Raw genomic sequence first — 24,411 nt, 5'->3', positions numbered from 1 at the left:
GCCTCAAGCCCGTCGGGCGGCGGCCTCGATCTCCGACAGTTCCGGCGTCCAGCGCAGGTCCTGGGCGCGGCGAGCCACCGCGCCGATGACGATCAGGACCGGTCCGCCGGTTCCGCCCGCCAGCAGGCGCGGCAGGTCGTCGAGGCGGCCAGTGCGCAAGGCGGCGGCCGGATCGCCGGCCCGCTCCACCACCAGGGCCGGCGTGCTCGGCTCGCGACCGGCGGCGATCAGGCGACGACCAAGCTCGGCAGCCGCCTCTCCGCCCATGTAGACGGCGACCGTGGCTTCCGGATCCGACGCGGCGGCCCAGTCCTCGATGACGTCGCCGCTGCCAACGCGGGCCGTGGTGAAGATCACCCGCCGGGCCTCGCCACGATGAGTGAGCGGAAAGTTGAACTGGGCGGCGGCGGCGCTGGCGGCGGTGACGCCGGGCACCACCTCGACGCACACGCCATGCGCCCGGAGAAACTCGGCCTCTTCGCCCACCCGGCCGAACACCGAGGGATCGCCGCCCTTCAGCCGCACCACCCGCAGGCCGCGGCGAGCCAGACGCAGCATCAGGCGGTTGATCGCCTCCTGCTTCATGCTGGGACGGCCAGAGCGCTTGCCGGTGAGGATGCGCACGCAGCCGGCCGGGGCCAGGGCGATCGCCTCGTCCGAAACCAGGGCGTCATAGAGCAGCGCCTGGGCGCTCTCGACCGCGCGGGCGGCGCGCAGGGTCATCAGGTCGACCGGGCCAGGACCGGCGCCGACCAGCAGGACGTCTCCCAGAGCAGCAGCGTCATGCGACATCGGCGGTCTCCTTGGCCTTGAGCGAAGCGGCCGCGATCATCCGGGCGATCTCCGGACGGCACGAGCCGCAGTTGGTTCCGGCGCCCGTAGCCGCACCGACCGCATCGGCGGTGGCGGCCCCGGCGGCGATGGCGGCGTCGACCGCCTTTGCGCCCACCTTCAGGCAGGCGCAGACCATCGGTCCCTTGTCGACCTGCGCGCCGGGCGGACGACCGATCAGCAGGGCCGAGCGAGCCTCGGCGGTCAGCGCATCGAGCGCAAACAGGTCGGCCAGCCAGTCGCGCGGCGGCAGGCGGCCGGCGGCGGTCTGGAACAGCACCGCGACCAGCCTGCCGTCCTCGATCCAGGCCTCGCGACGTGAGCCGGCGCCGACGTCCTCGAACACCGTGGTCTCGCCGGCCAAGCCTTTGGTCAGGCGTTTGCGCAAGGTCTCGCGCTCGGCGGCGTCGCCCCTGCCCGCGAACTCGTGCAGTTGGGCGGCGTCCTGCGGAATGCGCCGCCAGACGAGATCCAGATTGGTCGGCGCAGCGACGATCTCGCGGGTCAGGAAGAAGCCCTTCCAGGTCTCGCGATAAGGCCGCGCCCGAGCTGGGGTGTGCTTGAACTCCGGCTGGCCTGAGGTCGGATCCAGGTTCGGCGCGATCAGATGGTTCGACTTGCCCGACGGGGCGAAGGCGTCTGTCCAGTGCATCGGCATGAACAGCCCGCCCAGCCGCTGGCGGTCGGTGACCTTGGCCAGGGCCACAGCCTCCCCGCGCGCGGTGGAGACGCGAGTCAGGGCGCCGTCCTTGATCCCGGCGGCCTCGGCGTCGCGCGGGTGGATCTCGACGAAGGGCTCTGGCGCGTGGCGGCACAGGTCGGGGGCCAGGCCCGTGCGGGTCATGGTGTGCCACTGGTCGCGGATGCGGCCGGTGTTGAGCGACATCGGGAAGGCGTCGCTGACCGCGTCGGCCGGACCCTTGGGGCGAACCGGGACCATGCGGGCCCGGCCGTCCGGGGTCTGGAAGCGGCCGTCGACGAAGAGGCGCGGCGTGCCCCCGCCGCCGGTGCGGACCGGCCACTGGATCGGGGTGAGAGCGGCGTAGTCGTCGGGGGTCATGGCCGCAAGGCCAGAGAGGTCGAGCAGGCGCGCGCCCTGGTTCTCGTAGGCGGTCAGGCGGGCCCACTCGCGGAAGATCGAGGCCTGGGAGGGCCAGCTAAAGCCGTCGAAACCCATGCCTTGAGCCACGTCGGCCATGATCCGCCAGTCGGCGCGGGCCTGTCCGGGGGCCGGGAACAGCGCGCGCTGGCGCGAGATCCGGCGTTCGGAATTGGTGACCGTGCCGTCCTTCTCGGCCCAGGCCAGGGCCGGCAGCTTCACGTGGGCGTAGGCCGTGGTGTCCGTCTCGACACAGTCGGAGACCACGACGAAGGGGCACTTCTCCAGCGCCTCGCGCACCGCGCCGGCGTCGGGCAGGCTGACGGCGGGGTTGGTGGCCATCACCCAGATCGCCTTGATCTTGCCAGAGCGCACCGCCTCGAACATCTCGACGGCCTTCAGGCCCGGCGCGCGGGCCGTGTGCGGCGCGCCCCAGAACCGGGCCACGCGGTCGCGATCCTCAGAGGCGAAGTCCATGTGGCCCGCCAGGGTGTTGGCCATGCCGCCGGTCTCGCGTCCGCCCATGGCGTTGGGCTGGCCGGTGATCGAGAACGGGCAAGCCCCGGGCTTGCCGATGCGACCCGCGGCCAGATGGACGTTGAGGATCGCCAGGCCCTTGGCCACGCCCTGTGCCGACTGGTTGGAGCCCATCGAGAACAGGCTGACCGTCTTCGGGTTGGCGGCGAACAGGTCATAGAAGGCCAGCAGGTCTTCCAGCGCGATCCCGCAGTCGGCGGCGACGGCGGCAGGCGACTGGTCGGCGTCCGCCAAGGCCTCGCGCACTGCCTCGATCCCGTTCACGTGCTCGGCGACGTAATCGAGGTCGAGCCGGCCGCGACGGTCCATCTCGGCCAGCAGGCCGTTCCACAGGCGCACGTCGCTCTGCGGGGCGATGGCCAGATGCAGGTCCGCGCCCTCGGCGGTGTCGGTGCGGCGCGGGTCGATGACCACGTGCTTCTGGCCACGAGCCTTGGCCGCCTCCAGACGACGGAACAGGATCGGGTGGGTCCAGGCGGCGTTGTGGCCGGCGAAGACCACGAGGTTGGCCTCGTCGAGATCCTCGTAGCAGCCGGGCACCAGGTCGGCGCCGAAGGCCTGCTTGTGGGCGGCCACGGCCGAGGCCATGCAGAGGCGGCTGTTGGTGTCGATGTTGCCCGAGCCGATGAAGCCCTTCATCAGCTTGTTGGCGACGTAATAGTCCTCGGTCAGCAGTTGGCCCGAGACGTAGAAGGCGACGCTGTCGCGGCCGTGGCGGGCGATGGTGTCGCGGAAGCGCTTGGCGACCAGCGCCGTGGCCTCGCCCCAGCTTGCCGTCCGGCCGTTGATGGACGGCTCAAGCAGACGCCCGCCCAGGCCGACAGTCGCCCCGAGGGCGGAACCCTTGGAGCACAGTCGCCCCAGATTGGCCGGATGCTGGCGGTCGCCCGACACGGCCAGGGCCCGGCCGGGTCCCGCCGCGCCGGCGACGCCGCAGCCCACACCGCAGTAGGGGCAGGTGGTCCTGACCGTCGTGATGACGCCGGAGCCGTCGGCCATGGGGTCAGTCCGCCATCACCGGCTGGGCCAGCAGGACGCGGCCGTCCTGCACCCGCACCGGAACCACCGGCGTGCAGCCCTTGCCGGCGTCGGCTCCGGTGGGATGGCCGGTCTTCAGGTCGATGACCCAGCTGTGCAGCGGGCAGGTCACGCCGTGGCCATGGACGATGCCTTGGCTTAGCGGACCATGCTTGTGCGGACAGCGGTCGACCAGGGCGAAGACCTGGCCGTCGCTGGTGCGGAACACCGCCACGTCGCCCTGAGCGGTCGCCACGCGCCGCGATCCCCGCTCGGGGATGTCGGTGAACGCGCCGACGTCGTGCCAGGCCGGATCGATGTCGAAAGTCTGGATCGTCATTCCGCAGCCATCCTCATCGGAAGCGTCGCCATAGGCTTGAACTCACCGGCCTCCACGCCGCCCGTGGCGCGCTCGGCCCACGGGTCGACCTGGGCGGTCTCTTGCGACTTCACGAAACGAGCAAACAGCGCCGCGCGGTTGTCGAGATCCTCGACTGTAGCGGCGTGGATGGTTTCCAGACCGATGCGGGCCATCCACTTGTAGATCCGCTCCAGGTACCAGCCGCCCTCGCGGTACATCTGCATGACCGCCGAGATCAGCTGGATCGCCTCTTCCTCAGTGGCGACCTTGGTCAGCAGCTGCGTGCCCTGGATGTGCAGGCCGGCAGCGCCGCCGACATGAATCTCGTAGCCGCTGTCGACGCAGATCACGCCAATGTCCTTACAGGTCGATTCCGCGCAGTTGCGGGGGCAACCCGAGACAGCCAGCTTGACCTTGGCCGGCGCCCAGGAGCCCCACATGAACTTCTCGAGCTTGATGCCGAGCCCCGTGGAGTCCTGGGTGCCGAACCGGCACCAGTCGCTGCCGACGCAGGTCTTCACCGTGCGCAGACCCTTGGCGTAGGCGTGGCCGCTGACCATGCCCGCGGCGTTGAGGTCGGCCCACACCGCCGGCAGGTCGTCTTTCTTGACGCCCAGAAGATCGATGCGCTGGCCGCCGGTGACCTTCACCGACGGGATGGCGTACTTGTCGGCGACGTCGGCGATGGCCCGCAGCTCGTCAGGGGTGGTCATGCCGCCCCACATCCGCGGAACGACGCTGTAGGTGCCGTCCTTCTGGATGTTGGCGTGGACCCGCTCGTTGATGAAGCGCGACTGGCTGTCGTCCTTGTACTCGCCGGGCCAGGCGCACAGCAGGTAATAGTTCAGGGCCGGACGGCACGAGGCGCAACCGTCGGGCGTGGTCCATTCCATGGCCTGCATGACCGCGGGCATGGACTTCAGGTCTTGGGCCAGGATCGCCTCGCGCACCACGCCGTGCGGGTGGTGCGTACACCTGCACATCGGCTTGGGACCGGTCTGGGCCTTGAAGCCGTCGCCCAGGGTGGCGCGGATGACCTGCTCGACCAGCGGCGTGCACGAGCCGCAGGAGGCCGAGGCCTTGGTGACGGCGCGCACGTCGTCCAGCGTGGTCAGGCCCTGAGCGGTGATCGCCGAGGTGATCGCACCCTTGCAGACGCCGTTGCAGCCGCAGATTTCCTGCGTGTCGGGCATGGCCGCAACGGCCGCGCTAGGGTCCAGGCCGGACAGCCCCTCCGTGATCGCCTGGCCGAAGATGATGGTGTCGCGGATCTCGGCGACGTCGGTCCCGGCCTTCATCAGGTCGAAGTACCAGCCGCCGTCGGCGGCATCGCCGAACAGCACCGCGCCGGCCACCTTGCCGCCTTCGATGACCACGCGCTTGTAGACGCCGCGGGCGGCGTCGCGGAACACGATGTCCTCGCAGCCCTCGCCCCCGGCGAACTTGCCGGCCGAGAACACGTCGACGCCGGAGACCTTCAGGCGGGTCGAGAGGACCGAGCCCTGATAGGCCCCCTCCCCGTCGGTCAGCTCTTCGGCCAGGGCGCGGCACATGTCCCAGATGGGCGCCACCAGGCCGTAGCAGGCGCCGCGGTGCTCGACGCACTCGCCGACCGAGAACACCGCCGGATCGGAGGTGCGCATGGCGTCGTCGACGATGATCCCCCGATTGACCTGCAGGCCGCTGGCCTTGGCCAGGGTCGCGTTGGGCCGGATGCCGACCGCCATCACCAGGATGTCGCAAGGCAGGGTGCGACCGTCCTTCAGCTTCAGGCCGGTGACCTGGCCGTCCTCGCCGACGATGGCTTCGGAGTGGGCGCCGAGCACGGTCTCGACGCCGCGTTCCAGCAGGGCCTCGCGCAGCAGATAGCCGGCGCTCTCATCGAGCTGGCGCTCCATCAAGACGTCCATCAGGTGGACGACGGTGGCGCCCATGCCGCGACGGGCCAGGCCGTAGGCGGCTTCGAGGCCCAAGAGGCCGCCGCCAATGACCACGGCGCGGGCGCCGGGCTTGGCCGAGGCGGCGATCATGGCGTCGACGTCGTCGAGGTCGCGGAAGGTGACCACGCCTTTCAGGTCGGCGCCCGGCAGCGGCAGGCGGAAAGGATCCGAGCCGGTGGCCAGGACCAGCTTGTCGTAGGCGACTTCAAGCCCGCCCTCGGCGATCACCTTGCGGCCTTCGAGATCGACCCCCGTGACCCAGCGCCCGGCGTGAAGGGTGATGCCATTGTCACGGTACCAGGCCTCGTCGTTGATGACGATGTCGTCGAAGGTCTTCTCGCCCGCCAGCACCGGCGACAGCATGATGCGGTTGTAGTTGACCCGCGGCTCGGCGCCGAAGATGGCGATCTCGTAGCGCTCGGGATCGCGCTTGAGGACTTCCTCGACCGCCCGGCAACCGGCCATGCCGTTGCCGATGACGACCAGCTTTTCCTTGGTCATGGTTCTAGCTCGTTGCGGTGAGAGGGATCAGACGCGGACCGGGGCGGCGTCGCCGTGCAGGGTCGGCCAGACGGCGCGCCAGCGGGCCTTGAGGCCGTGCAGGGCCAGGAGGGCGAACAACGCCAGCGCCGCGAAGCCGAGGAAGCCGATCTGGTAGTCGCCGGTCATCTTCTTGGCCAAACCAAGGGTCGAGGCCAGGTAGAAGCCGCCGATGCCGCCGGTCATGCCGATCAGGCCGGTCATGACGCCGATCTCCTTGCGGAAGCGCTGCGGGGCCAGCTGGAACACCGCGCCGTTGCCCGCGCCCAGCGCCAGCATCGAGAACATCAGGGCCGCCAGGGCGAACCAGGCCGTCGGCAGCTTGAAGCTGGCGACCGCAAGACCCAGGGCCGCCAGGGCGTAGACGACGCTGAGAGTGCGCACCCCGCCGTGGCGGTCGGCCAGCGCCCCGCCGACCGGGCGGATGAACGAACCGGCGAAGACACAGGCGGCGGTGAAGAAGCCGGCCGTCACAGGATCCAGGCCATACTCGGCGTTGAAGTAGATGGTCAGCGACGAGGCCAGGCCAACGAAACCGCCGAAGGTGACGGCGTACAGCAGCATCAGCCACCACGCGTCCGGCACCTTCAGCACGTCGAGATACTCGGCCAGCTTCTTGGGCGCGGGCTGCTCGGGGGCGTCCTTGGCCAGCAGCATGTAGACGACGAAGGCGAGCGCCAGCGGAATGGCGGCCAGGCCGATCACGTTCTGCCAGCCGAAGGTCTTGGCCAGCATGGGCGCGAACAGGGCCGCCAGGGCGGTGCCCGAATTACCGGCCCCCGCGATGCCCAGGGCCAGGCCCTGATGCTCCTGCGGATACCAGCGCGAGGCCAGCGGCAAGGCCACCGCGAACGAAGCGCCGGCCACGCCGAGCACCACGCCCAGGGCCAGGACCTGATGGTAATTGTGAATGCCGAGGCTCCAGGCCACGGCCAGGCCAGCGAGCACGATCAGCTGGCCGATCATGCCGGTCTTCTTTGGACCGATGCGGTCGACCAGGATGCCGTTGACGAGGCGCAGCAGCGCGCCGGCGAGCACCGGAATGGCGACCATCAGGCCCTTCTGGGCGGGGTCGAGCCCGAAATCTTTCGCGATGGCGACGCCCAGCGGACCCAGGATCACCCAGACCATGAACGAAAGGTCGAAATAGAGGAACGCGGCGAACAGAGTCGGCGCATGGCCAGCCTTGAGGAAGTCACGAGAAATCATGATGCGCCTCGGAGTGTTGCGTGTCTGCGAGAGCGAGGCGTCGTCGCCTCGTCGGGTGACCGCATCCGAGCGGTCGTCTCTGGCAGCCACGGACGCCGTTGTCCGAAGGCTTGAACTCACTGAACATCGGTCCGGGGACGGATGTCACGCGCTGTCGGCGACGCGGCCCGAACAACGCATGCGCAGCGTGATTGCTCAGCAAAAAGGCGCCGGCGACGCCTTCGAATTGTGCAGATGCGAAGAGGCGGCTCGACCCGAAGCCCGTCAGACGCGGGCGCGGCCGATCGAAAACGCCGTGGCGTAAGGACCCGCGCGGGTGGAATCGAAGGCTGGCCCCTCGAACAGCGGCGCGAGCTCTCCTGGGCCATCGGCGAAGGCCTGGGCAGGATCGAGCAGCGGCCCGGCCGACAGGGCCGCGGCGCGGAACATGTCCGGGCGATAGACCGCATCGGCGACCGCGTGGATATCCGTGTCGGCAGCGACCTGGCCCCAACGGACCATCTGCGACAGGAACCAAAGGGCGTGTTCGCGCCGCGGCACGCCGGCGCCATCGCGGTGGAAGACGATCTCGTCGGCCAGGGCGCGCTCCAGCACCTTCGGCGAGACGCCCACATGCTCGGGACGGGCAAGCAGAACGACAAGCTCGTCACGGTTGGCCGGGTCGTCGGACCAGGCGGAGGCGCGGATCAGCGCCCGCAAGGCGGCGCGCAGTTCATCGGGATAGTGGTGGGCCCAGGCCTCGGTGACGCCGAACACCTTGTCGGGCCCGCCCGGCCAGAAGGCCGAGGCCGTGATGACGATCTCGCCCAGCCCCTCGCGCTCGGCCACGGCATTCCACGGCGCGCCGACACAGAAGCCGTCGATCTCGCCCGCACGCATCTGCTCGACCATGCGCGGCGGCGGCGTGACCACCAGGCGCACGTCCTTGTCGGGATCGACACCCGCCTGCGCCAGCCAGTAGCGAAGCTCGTAGTTGTGCATCGAATAAGGGAAGACGACGGCGAAGGTCAGGGGCGGCGCACCCTGCCCCGCCCTTTCGGCGATCACCTTGGCCAGGGCTCGCGCCGAGACAGGCGGCCCGGCCATGGCCTGCGGATCGGCGGCGCGCATCGTGTCGGCCAGCGACCTGGAAACCGTGATGGCGCTGCCGTTGCGGTTCAGGGCCATGGGCGCGATCAGCGACGGGCCGACGTCCAGCGTCAGCCCGCCTGAAGCCCCGGCCGCGGCGGCCAGGGCCATCGGCGCCAGCATGTGGGCGCCGTCGAGGGCGCCCACGGCGACCTTGTCGCGGATGGTGGCCCAGGAGGCCTCGCGGTTCAGCGAGACGTCGAGGCCTTCCTCTGCGAAGAAGCCCAGCGCCTTGGCCACCACCAGCGGCGCGCAGTCGGTCAGAGGAATGAAGCCCAGCTTCAGATCGGCCAGGCCGCTCACGACGCGTCTCCCTTCAGCACCCCCGCGAAGGCCAGCAGATCGGCGGCCACCGCCCCGATCGGCTTGCCCCGGTCCATCGCAAGCTTGCGCAGCAGGCGATAGGCGCCGTCCTCGTCGAGGCCGCGCTCCTTCATCAGAAGGCCCTTGGCGCGCTCGACCGTCTTCCGCGACTCCAGGTCGGCCTTCACCTTGGCCAGATCGCCGCGAAGCTGCTGGGTCAGGGCGAAACGGCTCATGGCCACGTCGAGGATCGGCCGCACGCGGGCGGGCGCCAGGCCATCGACAACATAGGCGGCGACGCCGGCGCGGACCGCCTGCTCAGCAAGGCCGGGCTCGGAGCGGTCGACGAACATCACGACGGGACGTGGATTGGACTGGCTGGCCTCGCGCAGGCTTTCCAGCGTGTCGCGATCAGGGCTCTCGGCGGCGATGACCACGACGTCGGGCGCGAACTGCGCCGCCTCGCGCTCGTCGAAGCGCTCGGAACGGCGCACCTCCAGCGGATGCACGCCCTCGAGCCCTTCCGCCACCAGGGCGGCCCGGGCCGGGTCAGGATCGATGACGAGAACGCGCATGTCCAACGCCCTAAGGAGCCTCGACGCCACGGGGGAGCGTTTTGCGGCCATGGTCACGCTCGAACAGAGTTCCGCTCAATCCGCGGGCGCCGCTGCATATTGCTAAAGCAGGCCAGCGACTGCGCCTCTGCGACCAAGGGCGGCGCCCAGCTAGTCCACGGCCAGAATGACGTCGGACGGAGCTATGACGGCGTGGACTCTGGCCCCCGGCGCCAGGCCAGCGGCCAGGACGCTCGGGACCGTAGCGACCAGGGTCTTGCCCTCGGCCAGGGCGACCACGACCTCGCTGGCGGCCTCGCCGTCCTCACGGTCGAGAACCTGCCCCGCCAGGACGTTGTCGGCGGCGCCGGCCGGCGCGTCGAGCGTCAGCCGCACGAAGCTCGACTTGATCAGCGCCACCGCCGGGCGGCCGACGGCCAAGCCCAACTCCTCGGCGCTGCGACGGGTGATCACCGACACGATCGAGAGCCCGTCGCCGAGCGCCAGCCGCACCTCGACGGTCACGCCGGACGGGCCAAGGGCCACCACGGTTCCGCGCAGAGCGTTGCGGGCGCTGGTGCGCAAGCCAAGGCTCCAGAACAGGTCCTCGCCGACCTCGGACGCCAGCCCGGCCTCGAGCCTCGCCAGGGCGGCGCCGACCTCGCGCTCCATGTCGCGGAAGGCGCGCACCACGGCGTAGCCGCGCGGCGTGACCTGGGCCCCGCCGCCCGACCGGCCGCCAGCGCCGGCAGCGATCAGCGGGGCGTCGAAGAGGTTGTTCAACGCCTGCACCGCGTCCCAGGCGCCTTTGTAGGACAGGTCCAGGCGCTTGGCGGCGGCGCTGATGGAGCCGAGCTCGGCCACGGCCTCAATGAGGGCCACGCGCTCCAGTCCGACGCGAGCCAGGGCGCCGCGTCGCAGGATCAGGCTGGCGCTGAGATCACCGGCTCCGCTCATCGATGTCCTCCGACTCCGTTCGGATCGCTTGTGGCCCGCCAAGCGCTGAAAAAACAGCCTGACACCGCCTCAAAGCTCGTTATGTACTCGCTATACATATCCGCCTGATCCGAGCCGCCGATGATCCTCGCCCGCCGCCCTCTGTTCGCCGCCGTCCTGACCGCGGCCCTGTCGCTGGCGGCCGGCGCGGCTTTCGCGGGCGAGACCAAGGTGGCGGTGGCCGCCAACTTCACCGAGCCGGCCAAGGCCATCGCCGCCCGGTTCGAGAAGGCCACCGGCCACAAGGCCACGCTCAGCTTCGGTTCGTCGGGCCAGTTCTACGCCCAGATCGCCAATGGCGCGCCGTACGAGGTCTTCCTGTCCGCCGACGTTGAGCGGCCGCAGAAGGCGGAAAGCGAAGGCCTGGCCGTGCCCAACTCGCGCTTCACCTACGCCACCGGACGCCTGGTTCTGTGGAGCAAGACGCCCGGCCTGGTCGACGGCCAGGGCGCGGTGCTGGCCAGCGGCAGGTTCCGGAAGCTGTCCATCGCCGACCCCAAGGCCGCGCCCTACGGCCTGGCGGCGGTCGAGACCCTGACCAGGTTGAAACTCTATGACGGCCTCAAGCCCCGGATCGTCACCGGTTCGTCGATCACCCAGGCCTATCAGTACGTCCAGACCGGCGCGGCCGAGCTCGGCTTCGTGGCCCTGTCGCAGGTGGTCGACGACAAGGGCGGCTCGCGCTGGGTGGTGCCCAAGAGCAATCACACGCCGATTGACCAGCAGGCCGTGCTGCTGAAGACCGGATCGAACAGCGAGGCGGCCAAGGCTTTCCTGGCCTTCCTGAAAGGCCGCGAGGCCAAGGCGATCATCCGCCGCTACGGCTACGAGGTGCGCTGACGCCCATGGTCGAGGTCGTCTGGCTGACCCTGAAGCTGGCGACGGTCACGACCGTCCTGCTGCTGCTGCTGGCCACGCCCCTGGCCTGGTGGCTGGCGCGCGGGCGCTCGGCCCTGAAGCCGGCGGTGGGAGCGCTGGTGGCGTTGCCTATCGTTCTGCCGCCGACCGTGCTCGGATTCTATCTGCTGATCGCTCTGGGTCCCGAGAGTCCGCTGATGGCCCTTCTGCGTCCGCTGGGAATCCGCACCCTGGCCTTCACCTTCGAGGGGCTGGTCATCGGCTCGCTGGTCTATTCCCTACCCTTCGCCGTGCAGCCGCTGCGCAACGCCTTCCTCGCCATCGGCGACGAGCCGCTGGAAGTCGCCGCGACGCTGGGCGCGGGCAAGGCCGACATCTTCGCCCGCGTCGCCCTGCCTCTGGCCCTCCCCGGCTATGCGGTCGCCGCCCTCCTGGCCTTCGCCCACACCATCGGCGAGTTCGGCGTGGTGATGATGCTGGGCGGCGGCATTCCGGGCGAGACCCAGGTGCTGTCGATCGAGATCTATCGCCTGGTCGAAAGCCTGGAATGGGACAAGGCCCACCAGTTGTCGGCCCTGCTGTTGGGCTTCGGCTTCCTGGCGGCCCTGACGCTGCTGCTGCTGGAGAAGCGGCGGAGCGTTCCGGCCTGAACCGGCGTTTCCCCAAATAGAGCTTGTGGGCTGGGCGGTCGCCTCGCCTGTGGTATTGACGCGCCTCGCTCGCCTCGGCGTCCTTTTCGAGTCCCAATCGCGCATGTCCGATCCCGCCGCTCCGCAAACCGGTCCCGACGACGCCGAAGACAAGGCCCCGAAGCCCCCAGCCGAGACCGCGCCGGAAACGCCGGCGATCACCACGCCCGAAGAGCCCGTGAAGCCCAGGCGGGTTCCGATCTGGAAGCAGCGTCCCTGGCAGATCGGCGCCGGCGTCTTGGTGCTGGCCATCGTGGCGGTCGTGACGTGGCTCCTGTGGTCGCTGCCGCTGGGCCGGGCGCTGGAGCCGGCCAACAATCCGACCATGGTGCTGCTGGCCTCGGACGGCTCGCCGATCGCCCGCCGCGGTTCCTACAAGGAAGCTCCGATCGAGGCCTCCAAGCTACCGGCCTATGTGCCGGGCGCCTTCATCGCCATCGAGGACCGGCGCTTCTATTCGCACATGGGCGTCGACCCGAAGGCCATCGCGCGGGCCCTGGGCGCCAACGCCAAGGCCGGCGGCGTCTCCGAAGGCGGCTCGACCATCACCCAGCAACTGGCCAAGAACGCCTTCCTCAGCAGCGACCGCAATCTTCGTCGCAAGGCCCAGGAGGCGCTGATCGCGCTGTGGCTGGAAGCCCGGCTCTCGAAAGAAGAGATCCTGTCGCGCTATCTGTCGGCGGTCTATTTTGGCGAAGGCGCCTTTGGTCTGCGCGCCGCCGCCCGGCACTATTTCGACACCACGCCCGAGAAGCTATCCGTCGGCCAGGCGGCCATGCTGGCCGGCATGGTCAAGGCCCCCTCGCGCCTGGCCCCTACCGAGAACTTCGAAGGCGCCCGCGAGCGCATGGACGTCGTGCTGGGCGCCATGGTCGAGACGCAGGTGATCACCCAAGCCCAGGCCGACCGGGCCAAGCGCGACATGCATCCGATCCCGCCGCGCGACAAGCTGCCGACCGGCTCGTACTTCGCCGACTGGGTCTTCCCGCAGGCCCGCGCCGCCTATGACGCCCGCTACGGCGAGACCATCGTCAAGACGACGCTGGACGCCAAGCTGCAGGCCAAGGCCGAGAAGATCCTCAACGACGCCATCGCCCGCGACGGCAAGGTGCTGAATGTCACGCAAGGCGCGCTTGTGGCCATGCGCACCGACGGCAGCGTCGTGGCCATGGTCGGCGGCCGCGACTACAAGCAAAGCCAGTTCAACCGCGCCGACGCCGGCCGCCAGCCCGGCAGCGCCTTCAAGCTGTTCGTCTATCTCGCGGCGATCCGCCAGGGCATGACCCCGACCTCGCCGATCCTGGACGCGCCGGTCGACGTGCGCGGCTGGAGCCCGAAGAACCACGAGGGCAAGTACGCCGGCCGTGAAGTGCCGCTGATCACCGCCTTCGCCGGCTCGTCCAACGTGGCGGCCGTCCGACTGGCCCAGCAGGTCGGCCGCAAGGCGATCGTCGACACCGCCCGCGACCTGGGCGTCACCGAGCCGATCCCCGACGACCTGACCCTGGCGCTGGGCACCGGCCCGATGAGCCTGGTGCAACTGACCGGCGCCTATGCGGCCATCGCCGCCGGCGAGACCCCGGTGACGCCGCATGGCCTGGCCGACTTCAAGGCCCCGAAGAAGGCCCGCGCCCTGTCGAAGGCCGAGCTGGCCGGCATGCGCGACCTGCTGCGCTCGGCCGTGCATCGCGGCACCGGCGTCGAAGCCGCCATCCCCGGCGCCTTCGGCAAGACCGGCACGACGCAGGGTTATCGCGACGCGATCTTCGTCGGCTATGTCGGCGACCTGGTGATCGGCGTCTGGGTGGGCAACGACGACAACAGCGCCATGAACGGCGTCGTCGGCGGCGGCCTGCCGGCCAAGATCTGGAAGACCTTCGCCCTGGCCGCCACCGGCGGCGCGCCCAAGCCGGTCGAGGACGACGCGCTCAGCGCCGCCGAGGACGCCAGCCTGGCCGAACCGATCCTGGGCCCCGACGGCCTGCCGCTGCCGCCCGAAGCCCCGCCGGTCGAGGGCGAGGGCCCTGTCGATCCGACAGCGCCGGCTCCGGTGGTTCCGGCTCCGGCGGCGCCGGCGGCTCCGCCCCAGCCGGTCGAGCCGCGAGGTCCAACGACCCTTCCGTAAGCTCCGATCGTCATCCCAAACGGCTTGAGGCCGATCCCAGGATGACGAGCTTTGAAGGTGTCACGTAAAAAGAGCGCCGGCTTTCGCCGGCGCTCTTCATCGTTTCGGCGGTCCGCCCGACCTCTAGCTGAGGTCGAGCACCACCACCGACTTGGCCGGCAGGGTGGCCGTGAGGGTGTCGCCCTTGATGGTCGCGCCCTTGAACTCGGCCGGCTTGACCGCATGCGGCGTCTCGAAAGTGTTGCGCGAGGCCATTTCGGGCCCCGTGAGCACACGGCCCTTGGCGGTCTTGGCGGTCGAGCCGGCGAGCTTGACGCTGACCGTCGCCGACTTGTTGGGGTCGAGATTGACCAGCGCCACGTGCACCGCGCCGTCCGTTCCCTTGCCCGCCGAGGCGGTCACGGCCGGAACCGACGACTTGCCGATCACGTACTGCGGGGTGTCGATCTCGACCGGCAGGAAGGTCGCGCCCTGGAAGGGCTTGTAGAGGTCGAACACCCAGTAGGTAGGCGTCAGGACCATCTTTTCCTTGTCGGTCAGGATCATGGCCTGCAGCACGTTGACCATCTGGGCGATGGCGGCCAGGCGCACCCGGTCGGCGTGCTTGTGGAAGATGTTCAGCGTCGCGGCGGCCACCACGGCGTCGCGCATGGTGTTCTGCTGGTAGAGGAAGCCCGGCTCGGTGCCCGGCTCGACGTCGTACCAGACGCCCCATTCGTCGACATAGAGGCCGACCTTCTTCTCGGGGTCGTACTTGTCCATCACCGCGCTGTGCCTGGTGACCAGTTCTTCCATCTTCAGCGCCTGGACCATGGTGTCGCCCCAGCCCTGCTCGTCGAACACGGTGGCCGAACCCTTCTTGGTCCAGTTGCCGGTCGGGATAACGTAGTAGTGCAGGCTGAGCGCGTTCATGTTCTTGGCCGCGCCTTTCATCAGGACCTCGGTCCAGTTGTAGTCCTCGGCGTTGGGACCGGCGGCGACCTTCACCGGGCGGTTGCCGCGCGGGGCGCGGACGAACTCGGCGAAGTTGCGATAGAGGTTGGTGTAGTGCTCGGCCGTCATCTGGCCGCCGCAACCCCAGTTCTCGTTGCCGACGCCGAAGTAGTCGACCTTCCAGGGTTTGTCGCGCCCGTTGGCGCGGCGCATGTTGGCGATCGAGGAATTGGTCGGCGAGGTCAGGTACTCGACCCACTCCGACATTTCCTGCGGTGTGCCGGTGCCGACATTGCCGGCCACATAGGTCTTGGTGCCGATCAGTTCGGCAAAGTCCATGAACTCGTGGGTGCCGAAGGTGTTGGGCTCCTCGACGCCGCCCCACATGACGTTGACCTTGACGGGACGCTTGTCGCGCGGGCCGATGCCCTCGCGCCAGTGATAGTCGTCTGCGAAGCAGCCGCCCGGCCAGCGCACGACCGGCACCTTCAGCGCCTTGAGCGCGTCGACCACATCCTTGCGGTAGCCCTTGATGTTGGGGATCTTGCTGTCCTCGCCGACCCAGACGCCTTCGTAGATGCCCCGGCCCAGGTGTTCGGCGAACTGGCCGTAGACTTCCGGCTGGATGACGGCGCCGGGCTGGTCCGCGCGCAGGGTCCCGCTGACCTTGGTCTGGGCGAGGGCCCCGCCGGCCATCAGCAGGGCCGCGGCGACACCGCCCATCAGGGCGTGCCTAAGCATCTTGGAATTCACGTCGTTTCTCCCTCTGCTCGCCGTGCGCGCGACGCCGGCTCGGACAGGCGCGCGTCCTGCCGCGCACGACGCGACAGAGGCCCCTTGTTATTTGTCTGAGTATACTCGCGCGAGAGGAGCGTCAATCGAGGCGCATCGACGGTCGGCGGCCAGCAATACAACGATATAGGGCGGGGTTGTGGGCGGTTGGTTTGTCGGATGATTGGGGTGTGAGGGTTGTCACGACGGCTTGGTTCGCCAGATGCTCCCCCTGAAGGGGGAGCTGTCGCGGAGCGACTGAGGGGGAAGGGATTGCTGGCGTTGGGGATGTGCTGACCCAATCTGGGACTTCCCCCTCCGGCCCTTCGGGCCACCTCCCCCTTCGGGGGGAGGATCTTTGGGTACGGGCTCGCGCCTCACGCGGCTTGCCGCTGAGCTGATGGAGAGAGCGCGGGGCGTCCGGGCCTCGCCCGGATGTGTTTGTTCTAAGTACCGTTTCGACGAAGCAGAACGCCCCGCGCGATCGTTTGTCCTCAGGCCGGGGCGCGCGGGCCTCTTCCGCCCTGTGCCCCTTCCCCATGCAGTGCGCCCCGTTTCTTGGCGGCCAGGCGTGCATGGCGGCGCGAACCCTTGGACGGGCGGAAGGCCATGAACGGCAGCCTTCCGATGGATGGGTTTACGTCCCCCATCCTCATTTAAGCCTTCAGGCCCGGCTCACGCCGCTCCTTAAGCCCCGCTCGATCGCATCCACGTCGCCGCTTCGGGCCGGATCCTTGCGCCCTCTCCCTGCGACGGGACAGCTTTGATTATGCAGCGGGTTTGAGCGCGTCTGATTGATGAGCGCGAGAAAGTTGCAAGCAGTTGAGATCGTTGGGGTTCATCCGCTGAACGCAGAGGATGCACGCTGCTCTATCCCCGTAACTGGGAACCTCCCCCTGTGGGGGAGGCGATCGCGGAGCGATCGGTGGGGGGAGTGGTGCGGGATCGGCCAGCCCTGCGGCACCTGAGAACTTCCCCCCACCGGCCTTCGGCCGCCTCCCCCACAGGGGGAGGTTCCTAATGCGGAAACGCCCTACGCCGCGCCCGTCCGCCGGGCGATCGCCGCGCGGGTGTCGTCCTGGGCCAGACCCACGAGCCGTTCCATGGCCTGGCGGGCCTGGTCTGGGCGGCTGGCGGCGATGGCGTCGAAGACTTTCCAGTGGTCTGGGATCGGGTCGCGGGCCAGTTCGCGGTCGCGCTGCTTGAAGATCGTGGTCCAGCGCACGGCAGCCCCGATGCTGCTGGACAGGGTGCGCAGGGGCTCGTTGTCGGTGGCTTCCAGCACGGTGTCGTGGAAGTCGCGGTCGGCGGCGCGGCCGGCCTCGGTCGACAGGGTGTGCTGCTGCATCTGGATCAGCGCGTTGCGCATGCGCTCCAGCTGCTCGTCGTTGCGGCGTTCGGCGGCGAGAGCCGCGGCGGCGGGTTCGACGATCATCCGCAGCTCGTGCAGGCTGGTCAGGAACTCTTCGCTGGGCTCGGCCTCGAAGAACCAGGCCAGGACCTCGGGGTCCAGCAGGCTCCAGCGCGAGCGCGGGCTGACGCGGGTGCCGGCCTTGGGACGGCTTTCGACCAGTCCCTTGGCGGCCAGGATGCGGATGGCCTCGCGGTAGGCGCTGCGCGAGACGTTCAGCTGCTCGCTGGCGTCGATCTCGTTGTTGAGCACGTCGCCCGGGGCGTACTGGCCCGAGACGATGGCGATGCCGAGCGTGCGCGCGATCGAGCCATGGATGCGGCCGGAAAAGCCTTCCTCGCGCTCGAACTCGCCGTCCGCGCCCGTTCCCTTGCCCTTGACCACACCGCCTCCGCAAATCACCGAACGGCGTCGCCGCCGGTCACGGAGCGACTCTAGCGAGACTAATTGTCTGACGACAAGGAAATTCACCAGTCAGCGCGCTGGCGGACGCCGCGCCGGCCGCGCTTAAAAGTATGATAAATCAGGTGATAGGCGCGATCACAGGGTTCAGGCGACAGATCCCCGCCAGGCCCCGACGACGGCGCGAACCCCTGCGATCCGGGTTTGACAGGCTCGCACCGATCGCTATTTGTCTGACTAATTATAGACGAGAGGATCGACCCGATGCCCCTGCGGTTCGTGCAGCTGAAGACGCCCGACGGCGCCCGCGCCCTGGCGGCGGTGGACGAGACGGGCGCCGCCCGCAAGGTCGGGTCCGCCGACACCCTCTACGCCCTGGGCCAACTGGCCATCGACAAGGGCGTCAGCCTGGCCGACGCCGCCCAGCCGCTGGGCGAAACCGTCGACGTCGCCGCCGCCCTGGCCGAGGGCCGGGTGCTGGCCCCGATCGACCACGTCGACCCGGCCCACCTGATCCTGACCGGCACCGGCCTGACGCACCTGGGCTCGGCCGAGGGTCGCGACAAGATGCACAAGGCCGCCCAGTCTGGTGAGAACCTCACCGACTCCATGCGGATGTTCCTAATGGGCGTCGAGGGCGGCAAGCCCGCCGACGGCCAGGAAGGCGTGCAGCCCGAGTGGTTCTACAAGGGCGACGGCGGCCAGCTGGTCGGCCCCGGCCAGCCCCTGACCTCGCCCTCGTTCGCCAAGGACGGCGGCGAAGAGCCCGAGATCGCCGGCGTCTACCTGATCGGCCCCGACGGAACGCCGCACCGCCTGGGCTTCTGCCTGGCCAACGAGTTCTCCGACCACGTGATCGAGCGCGGCAACTACCTGTGGCTGGCCCACTCGAAGCTGCGACAGGCGGCGCTGGGCCCGGAACTGCTGAGCGGCGAACTGCCGGCCGACGTGCGCGGCGCCAGCCGGATCGTGCGCGGCGGCGAGACGGTGTGGGAAAAGCCCTTCCTGTCGGGTGAAGCCAACATGTCCCACACCATCGCCAACCTGGAGCACCATCACTTCAAGTACGCGCTGTTCCGCCGCCCGGGCGACGTGCACGTGCACTTCTTCGGCACGGCCACCCTGTCGTTCTCGGAAGGCTTCCAGACGCAGGTCGGCGACGTGTTCGAGATCGAGGCCGCCCCGTTCGGCCTGCCGGTGCGCAACCCCCTGGCCCAGGACGCCGCGCCCGCCGAGGTCACGGTGGTGGTGAAGGCGCTCTGAAACGCACTGCGTGGTCTCGTCCTTCGGCCCCACGAAGCAAGAAGGCCTCGCACCCTGCGGTGCGAGGCCTTCTCTTTTGCGCAATGGGCCGGGGAGCGGCGAGCCGCTCCCCTCCCCGATCACTCGGCCGGAGCCGACTGGGCTTCCAGGGCCACCGGCTCTTCCTCGACCGTCGTCTTGCTGCCCCACAGGGCGTAGAACAGCACGTAGAGTTCGCAGACGGCGGTGAGCAGGAACGAGATCTGCAGGCCGAACTTGTCGGCCAGCACGCCCTGCACCACGACCAGCGCGCCGCCGGCGATGGCCATGACCAGCAGGCCCGAGCCCTCCTCGGTCAGGGCGCCCAGGCCCTTGATGCCCAGGGTGAAGATGGTCGGGAACATGATCGAGTGGAACAGGCCCACGGCGATCAGGCTCCACATGGCGGCCGGGCCGCTGGCGAAGACGGTGATGACCATCACCACGAAGGCCAGGCTGGAGAAGATGGCCAGCACCTTCCCCGGATCGACCTTGCGCATCCAGAAGCTGCCGATGAAGCGGCCGACCATCATGCCGCCCCACAGCAGGAACAGGTAGTTCGAGGCCTGGGCGTGGGTCAGGTTGCCGATCTTGGGATCGGACACGAAGTTGATGAACAGGTTGGAGACGCCAATCTCGGCGATCAGGTAGATGAAGATCGCCGGGATGCCGAGCACCAGGTTGCGGTGCTTCCACAGCGAATGCTTCTTGCGGTCCTGCGCGGCGGCGCGGCGGTTCGAACCGCCCAGGTCCGGCAGCTTGTAGCGGCCGATCACCACGGCCAGCAGCACCAGCACCACGGCGACGATGAAGTAGGGCAGCTGCACCGACTGGGCGTCGGCCAGGCGTTCGGCCTGGGTCATGACATGGCCGGCCTCGGCGTTGCCCGAGGCGCTGCGGCTGAGGATCAGATAGCCGCCGAACAGCGGGGCCAGGGTGGTGCCCAGCGAGTTGAAGGCCTGCACCAGGTTCAGGCGCGAGGACGCCGTCTCCGGCGGGCCGACCACGGCCACATAGGGGTTGGCGGCGACCTGCAGCAGGGTGATGCCCGAGGCGATGATGAACAGGGCCGTCAGCACCACGCCGTAGGACGGAATGCGCGCGGCCGGGATCATCAGCAGCGCCCCGGCGGCCATGATCAGCAGGCCCGTGACCATCGACTTCTTGTAGCCGATCGCCTCGATCAGCTTGGCCGACGGGATCGAGGCGAAGAAGTAGGCGATGAACCACACCGACTCGATCAGCGTCGTCTGGGTGTAGCTGAGGTCGAACACCGAGCGCAGGTGCGGCAGCAGGGTGTTGTTGATGACCGTGATGAAGCCCCACATGAAGAAGAGGCTGGCCAGCAGGGTAAGGGCCGAGCGCTGGGCGCAGGCGTCGCCCACGCTGGCCGCGCCGGCTCCTGAGGGCGTGGTGATCGGTGCGGGCATTCCCGGGTCTCCCGTGTCGAGCCTCGCGACGTCTTGGCGTTGCGTGGCGGTTTTTTGTCTGAGTATATGGCGGCATATTGGCCGTCAACGCCGACAGAGAGCGCGAACGGTCCGCCTGAGAGGAAACCCGATGAAGACCTGGCGTCACGCCCTGCCGAGCCTTGCCCTGTTCGCCGCCGCCGCGGCCGCTCCGCTCGCCGCCCAGAGCGCCGAAATCAGCCGCAAGTCGTTCGGCCAGACGCCCGACGGCCAGGCGGTCGAGGCCATAACCCTGACGAATGCCAAGGGCGTCAGCGCCACCGTCATCAGCTACGGGGCCACGCTGCAGGCCCTGGTCGCCCCCGACCGCGCCGGCAAGAAGGCCGACATCGTTCTGGGCTACAAGGACGCGGCCGAATACGTGAAGGCCGCCAACTATTTCGGCGGCTCGGTGGGCCGCTTCGCCAACCGCATCGGCAAGGGCCGCTTCACGCTGGACGGCAAGACTTACCAGCTGGCGCTCAACAACAACGGCGTCGCGGCGCTGCATGGCGGGGTCAAGGGCTTCGACAAGGTGGTCTGGACTGTGGTCGAGGCCAAGGCCGGCCCGGTGGCCTCGGTGACCTTCAAGCATGTCAGCCCCGACGGCGAGGAAGGCTATCCCGGCACGCTGACCGCCACGGCGACCTATGCCCTGGACGAGCAGAACCAGCTGACCGTCACCTACGGCGCGACGACCGACAAGCCGACCATCGTCAACATCACCAACCACGCCCTGTTCAACGTCGCCGGCGAAGGCGCCCCGGAAGGCGCCATGGGCAATGTGCTGACCATCCCGGCCGACGGCTACAGCCCCGTGGACGGCGAGCTGATCCCGACCGGCGAGACGACGCCGGTGGCTGGCACCGTGTTCGACTTCCGCAAGACGACCGCCGTCGGCGATCGCATTCGTGATGCAAGCGATCCGCAGATCGTCGCCGGGCGCGGCTACGACCACAACTACGTGCTGACGGGCAAGTCGGGCGGCGCCCTTCGCCTCGGCGCGCGCCTGGCCGACCCCAAGAGCGGGCGGGTGCTGGAGATCCTGACCGAGCAGCCGGGCATCCAGTTCTATGCCGGCAACTTCATCGACGGCACCACGATCGGCAAGAGCGGCAAGATCTATCGCCAGGGCGACGGCATCGCGCTGGAGCCGCAGCACTTCCCCGACGCGCCCAACAAGCCGCAGTTCGCGCCGGTGCGGCTGGACCCGGGCCAGACCTACCAGAACAAGATGGTCTTCCGGGTCACCACGGACAAATAGACAAAAAAGAAGCCCGGCGGTTACCCGCCGGGCTTAGTTCATTAGGGAGGAAACGCCCAGGAAGGGCAGAGGCGCTCGCGCCTCACGGGGTTGTAGTTAGCGCTACCAGCTGGGTTTTCAACCCCCAACCGTACGAAAGTGACGCTTTGTCGCAGAACATGTTCACTGAGCGCGCTCGCTAACCACCTTCAGCGACGCCTTGCCCGCGACAAGCCCCGGCGCGGTGGCGGTGACCGTCAGCCAAGCCCCCTCGCCCGCCCCGCGCACGAGCGCCACGGCCTTGCCCTGCCAGGCCTTGCGAGTCGACGAGGCGAAGGCCGTATGGTCGGTGGGAGCGGCGTTGTCGGCGGCCACGAAGGCGCCCGCGCCCGAGACCTGGAAGGTGATGGCGTCAGCCGCCGACGGCACCACGACGCCCTTGGCGTCGACCACCCGGGCGCGAACGAAGGCCAGGTCGTCGAAGCTCCTGCCCACCTTGTCTCCATCGGCGGCCAGTTCGATGCGGGCGGGCTTGCCAGCGGTGCGCAGCACGTCCTCCAGCTTGACGCCCGGATCACGGCAGGCGGCCTTGACCTCGCCCGGCGCGAAGGTGACGGCCCACTGGCGCGGCGAGGCGTCGGCCGGCAGCGGCTTGGCGCCCAGCCAGCGGCCGTTAAGGGCGACGTCGACGCTGGCGCAGTTGGAATAGACCTCGATGGTCTCCTCGTGCGGCGCCAGGTCCGAAGGGGTCCAGTCGTCGAAGATGGCGACCTTGGGCGGCGGGGTGGCGACGGCGACCATGGTCGGCAGGGCCGGCGCCGGGCCAGCGCCGTCCGAGGACGGCGGCGGGGCGGCGGGCATGGCGTTGCGCACCACGTGCAGCACCGGCTTCTCCGACCACCACGAGGCCCGCTGCATGCCGACGATCTTCAGCGCGCCGGTGCGATCGACGATGCCGGCCGGGTTGTCGATGTTGGGCCAGCCGCTGCGGTCGGCCTCGCCGAGGTAGTCAATGCCGGTCCACAGGAACATGCCCGAATAGGCCGGGTAGTCGCGCACGGCGACCCAGGAGGTGCGGGTCTTGCTGTTCTCGGTGCCGACGATGATCCGGGCCGGATTCTGCTTGTGGGCGGCGATCAGCTCGTTCTCGCGATAGTTCTGGCCCACCACGTCGAGCATGTCGGCGAAGCCGTTCTGGTAGTCACCGGTCACGTTGGGACGGAACAGGCCCATGGTCACCGGCCGGGTCGGATCAGTGGCGTGCATGACGTTCAGCAGGCTGGTCAGGGCCGCCTTGGCCTGCACCGGATAGGCCGTGTCATGGATCTCGTTGCCGGCGCTCCAGAGGACGATGCTGGGGTGGTTGCGGTCGCGGCGGACCATGTCGCGGGCGTCGCGCTTGTGCCAGTCGCTGAAGAACAGGTGGTAGTCGCCAGGGGTCTTGGAGACGTTCCACTGGTCGAACAGCTCGTCCATGACCACGAAGCCCATCTGGTCGCAGAGGTCGAGGAACCCGGGCGACGGCGGGTTGTGGGCGGTGCGGATGGCGTTGACGCCCTGGGCCTTCAGGGCCGCCAGGCGCTGGCGCCAGACATCCATCGGCACGGCCGCGCCGACCGCGCCGCCGTCCATGTGCAGGGCCACGCCCTTGAGCTTGATGTTCCTGCCGTTCAGCGAGAAGCCGCTGTCGGCCTTGAACGCCGCCTCGCGCACGCCGAAGGGCACGGTCTCGGCGTCGAGGCCCTGCCCGCCCTCGCCCACCACGCGGATCTCGGCGCGATAGAGGTTAGGCGTCTCGATGTCCCAGCGCCTGGGCGCGGCGATGTCGAGCGAGAGCTTCAGGGTCTCGGTGCGGGCCGGATCGATGGCGACGGCGGGCACGGCGCCGCGGGCGACCTCCTTGCCGGCCGGATCGCGCAGCACGACCTCGATACCGGCCTTGGCGGCGCGGTTGGCGTCATTGACCACGTCGACGGCGATATCGGCCGTGGCCCTGCCCTCGGCGATCCTGGTGACGCTGACGAACGCCCCGCCCTGCTCGACGTGCTGGGCGGCGCTCTCGATCAGGCGGACCTTGCCGTAGACGCCCGAGCCCGCGTACCAGCGCGAGGACGGGGCGTGCTCGGTGTCGGCCCGCACGGCCAGGACGTTCGACCCATCGGCCTTGATGAAGTCGGTGATGTCATAGCGCAGGGCCACATAGCCGCTGGGGCGATGCCCCAGGTGATGGCCGTTGATCCAGACGCCGCTACGCTCCATCACGCCATCGAGCTCGACATAGATTCGGCGACCGGGCGTGGGCGGCTTGACGTCGAGGGTCTTGCGATACCAGCCGATGCCGGTGGGCAGGAAGCCGCCCGCCCCGCCGGCGCGGGCCTTGATGTTGAACGGCCCGCTGATGGCCCAGTCGTGCGGCACAGAGACCTTGGTCCAGCCGCTGTCGTTGAAGGCCGCCGTCTCGGCGCCCTCGGGGTCGCCCTGGAAGAAGGTCCAGCCGTCGGCCAGCGGCGTCGTCAGGCGGTCGGCCGCGAAGGCCGGCAGGGCGCAGAGGCCAAGAACGGCCGCCAGGGCCAGGCGCGAGACGCCGCGCGTCAAGGAATGAGCCATAGTTTTCTCCCTGGAATTCGCGTCGAGGCGAATCCCATATTTTGGTACTTTATATCATTTTATGAAAGCTCAGACAAAACGCCAGCCCTTGGAAATACTTCGTCGCAAATAGGGTGAACGCTGCGGTG

17 protein-coding genes are annotated in these 24,411 nt (G+C 69.1%); 5 read left to right on the top strand and 12 right to left on the bottom strand.

Annotated elements, in window-relative coordinates:
• Positions 1 to 3: 3 nt before the first annotated feature.
• The 8 genes from cobA to DDF67_RS22355 form a co-directional block, all read right to left on the bottom strand.
• Positions 4 to 792, bottom strand: coding sequence for a uroporphyrinogen-III C-methyltransferase (cobA, locus tag DDF67_RS22390; protein WP_109455003.1), 789 nt, complete (start codon positions 790 to 792; stop codon positions 4 to 6).
• Entirely contained in the window at positions 782 to 3,466 is a 2,685-nt protein-coding gene (locus tag DDF67_RS22385; RefSeq protein ID WP_109455002.1) for a nitrate reductase, read from the bottom strand. The genes cobA and DDF67_RS22385 overlap by 11 nt, the downstream gene beginning before the upstream one ends.
• 4 nt (positions 3,467 to 3,470) lie before the next feature.
• The gene (gene nirD / locus DDF67_RS22380) at positions 3,471 to 3,824 is read right to left on the bottom strand and encodes a nitrite reductase small subunit NirD (protein ID WP_109455001.1); all 354 of its coding nucleotides are present in this window, start codon (positions 3,822 to 3,824) and stop codon (positions 3,471 to 3,473) included.
• Positions 3,821 to 6,286 carry a nitrite reductase large subunit NirB gene (gene nirB, locus DDF67_RS22375; protein ID WP_109455000.1) on the bottom strand — a complete coding sequence of 822 codons (2,466 nt, stop codon included), beginning with the start codon at positions 6,284 to 6,286 and terminating at the stop codon, positions 3,821 to 3,823. Before nirB ends, nirD begins: the two co-directional genes overlap by 4 nt.
• 27 nt (positions 6,287 to 6,313) lie before the next feature.
• On the bottom strand, positions 6,314 to 7,534 hold the full coding sequence (locus tag DDF67_RS22370) for a nitrate/nitrite transporter (protein WP_109454999.1): 1,221 nt from the start codon (positions 7,532 to 7,534) through the stop codon (positions 6,314 to 6,316).
• A 264-nt stretch (positions 7,535 to 7,798) separates the two neighbouring features.
• Positions 7,799 to 8,965 carry a CmpA/NrtA family ABC transporter substrate-binding protein gene (locus DDF67_RS22365; RefSeq protein ID WP_109454998.1) on the bottom strand — a complete coding sequence of 389 codons (1,167 nt, stop codon included), beginning with the start codon at positions 8,963 to 8,965 and terminating at the stop codon, positions 7,799 to 7,801.
• Positions 8,962 to 9,540, bottom strand: coding sequence for an ANTAR domain-containing response regulator (locus DDF67_RS22360; RefSeq protein WP_109454997.1), 579 nt, complete (start codon positions 9,538 to 9,540; stop codon positions 8,962 to 8,964). Before DDF67_RS22360 ends, DDF67_RS22365 begins: the two co-directional genes overlap by 4 nt.
• Before the next feature lie 150 nt (positions 9,541 to 9,690).
• On the bottom strand, positions 9,691 to 10,476 hold the full coding sequence (locus DDF67_RS22355) for a TOBE domain-containing protein (protein ID WP_109454996.1): 786 nt from the start codon (positions 10,474 to 10,476) through the stop codon (positions 9,691 to 9,693).
• A gap of 123 nt (positions 10,477 to 10,599) precedes the next feature.
• Between DDF67_RS22355 and modA the strand changes: the two genes are divergently transcribed.
• The 3 genes from modA to DDF67_RS22340 all read left to right on the top strand — a co-directional run bounded on the left by modA (position 10,600) and on the right by DDF67_RS22340 (position 14,187).
• Complete coding sequence (modA, locus tag DDF67_RS22350) at positions 10,600 to 11,355, top strand: molybdate ABC transporter substrate-binding protein (protein WP_109455059.1); 756 nt, start codon at positions 10,600 to 10,602, stop codon at positions 11,353 to 11,355.
• 5 nt (positions 11,356 to 11,360) lie between these two features.
• A complete protein-coding gene (modB, locus tag DDF67_RS22345) occupies positions 11,361 to 12,023 on the top strand; it encodes a molybdate ABC transporter permease subunit (protein WP_109454995.1) in 663 nt (220 codons plus the stop codon).
• A 103-nt stretch (positions 12,024 to 12,126) separates the two neighbouring features.
• Complete coding sequence (locus DDF67_RS22340; protein ID WP_269845471.1) at positions 12,127 to 14,187, top strand: transglycosylase domain-containing protein; 2,061 nt, start codon at positions 12,127 to 12,129, stop codon at positions 14,185 to 14,187.
• Between the two features lie 123 nt (positions 14,188 to 14,310).
• On the opposite strand, the gene DDF67_RS22335 is transcribed toward DDF67_RS22340, so the two are convergent.
• Positions 14,311 to 15,861 carry an alpha-N-arabinofuranosidase gene (locus DDF67_RS22335; RefSeq protein WP_109455058.1) on the bottom strand — a complete coding sequence of 517 codons (1,551 nt, stop codon included), beginning with the start codon at positions 15,859 to 15,861 and terminating at the stop codon, positions 14,311 to 14,313.
• Positions 15,862 to 16,924: 1,063 nt separating this feature from the next.
• Positions 16,925 to 17,686 (bottom strand): FadR/GntR family transcriptional regulator, encoded by a 762-nt coding sequence (locus DDF67_RS22330; RefSeq protein ID WP_109454994.1) that lies wholly within the window; start codon positions 17,684 to 17,686, stop codon positions 16,925 to 16,927.
• 282 nt (positions 17,687 to 17,968) lie between these two features.
• On the opposite strand from DDF67_RS22330, the gene araD1 reads away from it, so the two are divergent.
• Complete coding sequence (gene araD1, locus DDF67_RS22325; protein ID WP_109454993.1) at positions 17,969 to 18,967, top strand: AraD1 family protein; 999 nt, start codon at positions 17,969 to 17,971, stop codon at positions 18,965 to 18,967.
• Between the two features lie 119 nt (positions 18,968 to 19,086).
• Here the strand turns inward: araD1 and DDF67_RS22320 are convergent, their stop codons facing one another.
• Positions 19,087 to 20,415 carry a sugar MFS transporter gene (locus DDF67_RS22320; protein WP_109454992.1) on the bottom strand — a complete coding sequence of 443 codons (1,329 nt, stop codon included), beginning with the start codon at positions 20,413 to 20,415 and terminating at the stop codon, positions 19,087 to 19,089.
• 130 nt (positions 20,416 to 20,545) lie between these two features.
• On the opposite strand from DDF67_RS22320, the gene DDF67_RS22315 reads away from it, so the two are divergent.
• The gene (locus DDF67_RS22315; protein WP_109454991.1) at positions 20,546 to 21,697 is read left to right on the top strand and encodes an aldose epimerase family protein; all 1,152 of its coding nucleotides are present in this window, start codon (positions 20,546 to 20,548) and stop codon (positions 21,695 to 21,697) included.
• 162 nt (positions 21,698 to 21,859) lie between these two features.
• On the opposite strand, the gene DDF67_RS22310 is transcribed toward DDF67_RS22315, so the two are convergent.
• Entirely contained in the window at positions 21,860 to 24,283 is a 2,424-nt protein-coding gene (locus DDF67_RS22310; protein ID WP_109454990.1) for a glycoside hydrolase family 2 TIM barrel-domain containing protein, read from the bottom strand.
• Positions 24,284 to 24,411 lie beyond the last annotated feature (128 nt).

The sequence above is a fragment of the Caulobacter endophyticus genome (genome assembly GCF_003116815.1).
In the GTDB taxonomy this organism is placed as follows: Bacteria; Pseudomonadota; Alphaproteobacteria; order Caulobacterales; family Caulobacteraceae; genus Caulobacter; species Caulobacter endophyticus.
Note: the sequence above shows the minus strand (reverse complement) of the source record. Positions and strands in the feature narration are given on the sequence as shown.

What these genes read in the sequence shown, in the direction of transcription:
- cobA (WP_109455003.1), bottom strand. Translation starts at nt 792, where the DNA reads ATGTCGCATGACGCTGCTGCTCTGGGAGACGTCCTGCTGGTCGGCGCC.
- DDF67_RS22385 (WP_109455002.1), bottom strand. Translation starts at nt 3,466, where the DNA reads ATGGCCGACGGCTCCGGCGTCATCACGACGGTCAGGACCACCTGCCCC.
- nirD (WP_109455001.1), bottom strand. Translation starts at nt 3,824, where the DNA reads ATGACGATCCAGACTTTCGACATCGATCCGGCCTGGCACGACGTCGGC.
- nirB (WP_109455000.1), bottom strand. Translation starts at nt 6,286, where the DNA reads ATGACCAAGGAAAAGCTGGTCGTCATCGGCAACGGCATGGCCGGTTGC.
- DDF67_RS22370 (WP_109454999.1), bottom strand. Translation starts at nt 7,534, where the DNA reads ATGATTTCTCGTGACTTCCTCAAGGCTGGCCATGCGCCGACTCTGTTC.
- DDF67_RS22360 (WP_109454997.1), bottom strand. Translation starts at nt 9,540, where the DNA reads ATGCGCGTTCTCGTCATCGATCCTGACCCGGCCCGGGCCGCCCTGGTG.
- DDF67_RS22355 (WP_109454996.1), bottom strand. Translation starts at nt 10,476, where the DNA reads ATGAGCGGAGCCGGTGATCTCAGCGCCAGCCTGATCCTGCGACGCGGC.
- modB (WP_109454995.1), top strand. Translation starts at nt 11,361, where the DNA reads ATGGTCGAGGTCGTCTGGCTGACCCTGAAGCTGGCGACGGTCACGACC.
- DDF67_RS22340 (WP_269845471.1), top strand. Translation starts at nt 12,127, where the DNA reads ATGTCCGATCCCGCCGCTCCGCAAACCGGTCCCGACGACGCCGAAGAC.
- DDF67_RS22335 (WP_109455058.1), bottom strand. Translation starts at nt 15,861, where the DNA reads ATGCTTAGGCACGCCCTGATGGGCGGTGTCGCCGCGGCCCTGCTGATG.
- araD1 (WP_109454993.1), top strand. Translation starts at nt 17,969, where the DNA reads ATGCCCCTGCGGTTCGTGCAGCTGAAGACGCCCGACGGCGCCCGCGCC.
- DDF67_RS22320 (WP_109454992.1), bottom strand. Translation starts at nt 20,415, where the DNA reads ATGCCCGCACCGATCACCACGCCCTCAGGAGCCGGCGCGGCCAGCGTG.
- DDF67_RS22315 (WP_109454991.1), top strand. Translation starts at nt 20,546, where the DNA reads ATGAAGACCTGGCGTCACGCCCTGCCGAGCCTTGCCCTGTTCGCCGCC.
- DDF67_RS22310 (WP_109454990.1), bottom strand. Translation starts at nt 24,283, where the DNA reads ATGGCTCATTCCTTGACGCGCGGCGTCTCGCGCCTGGCCCTGGCGGCC.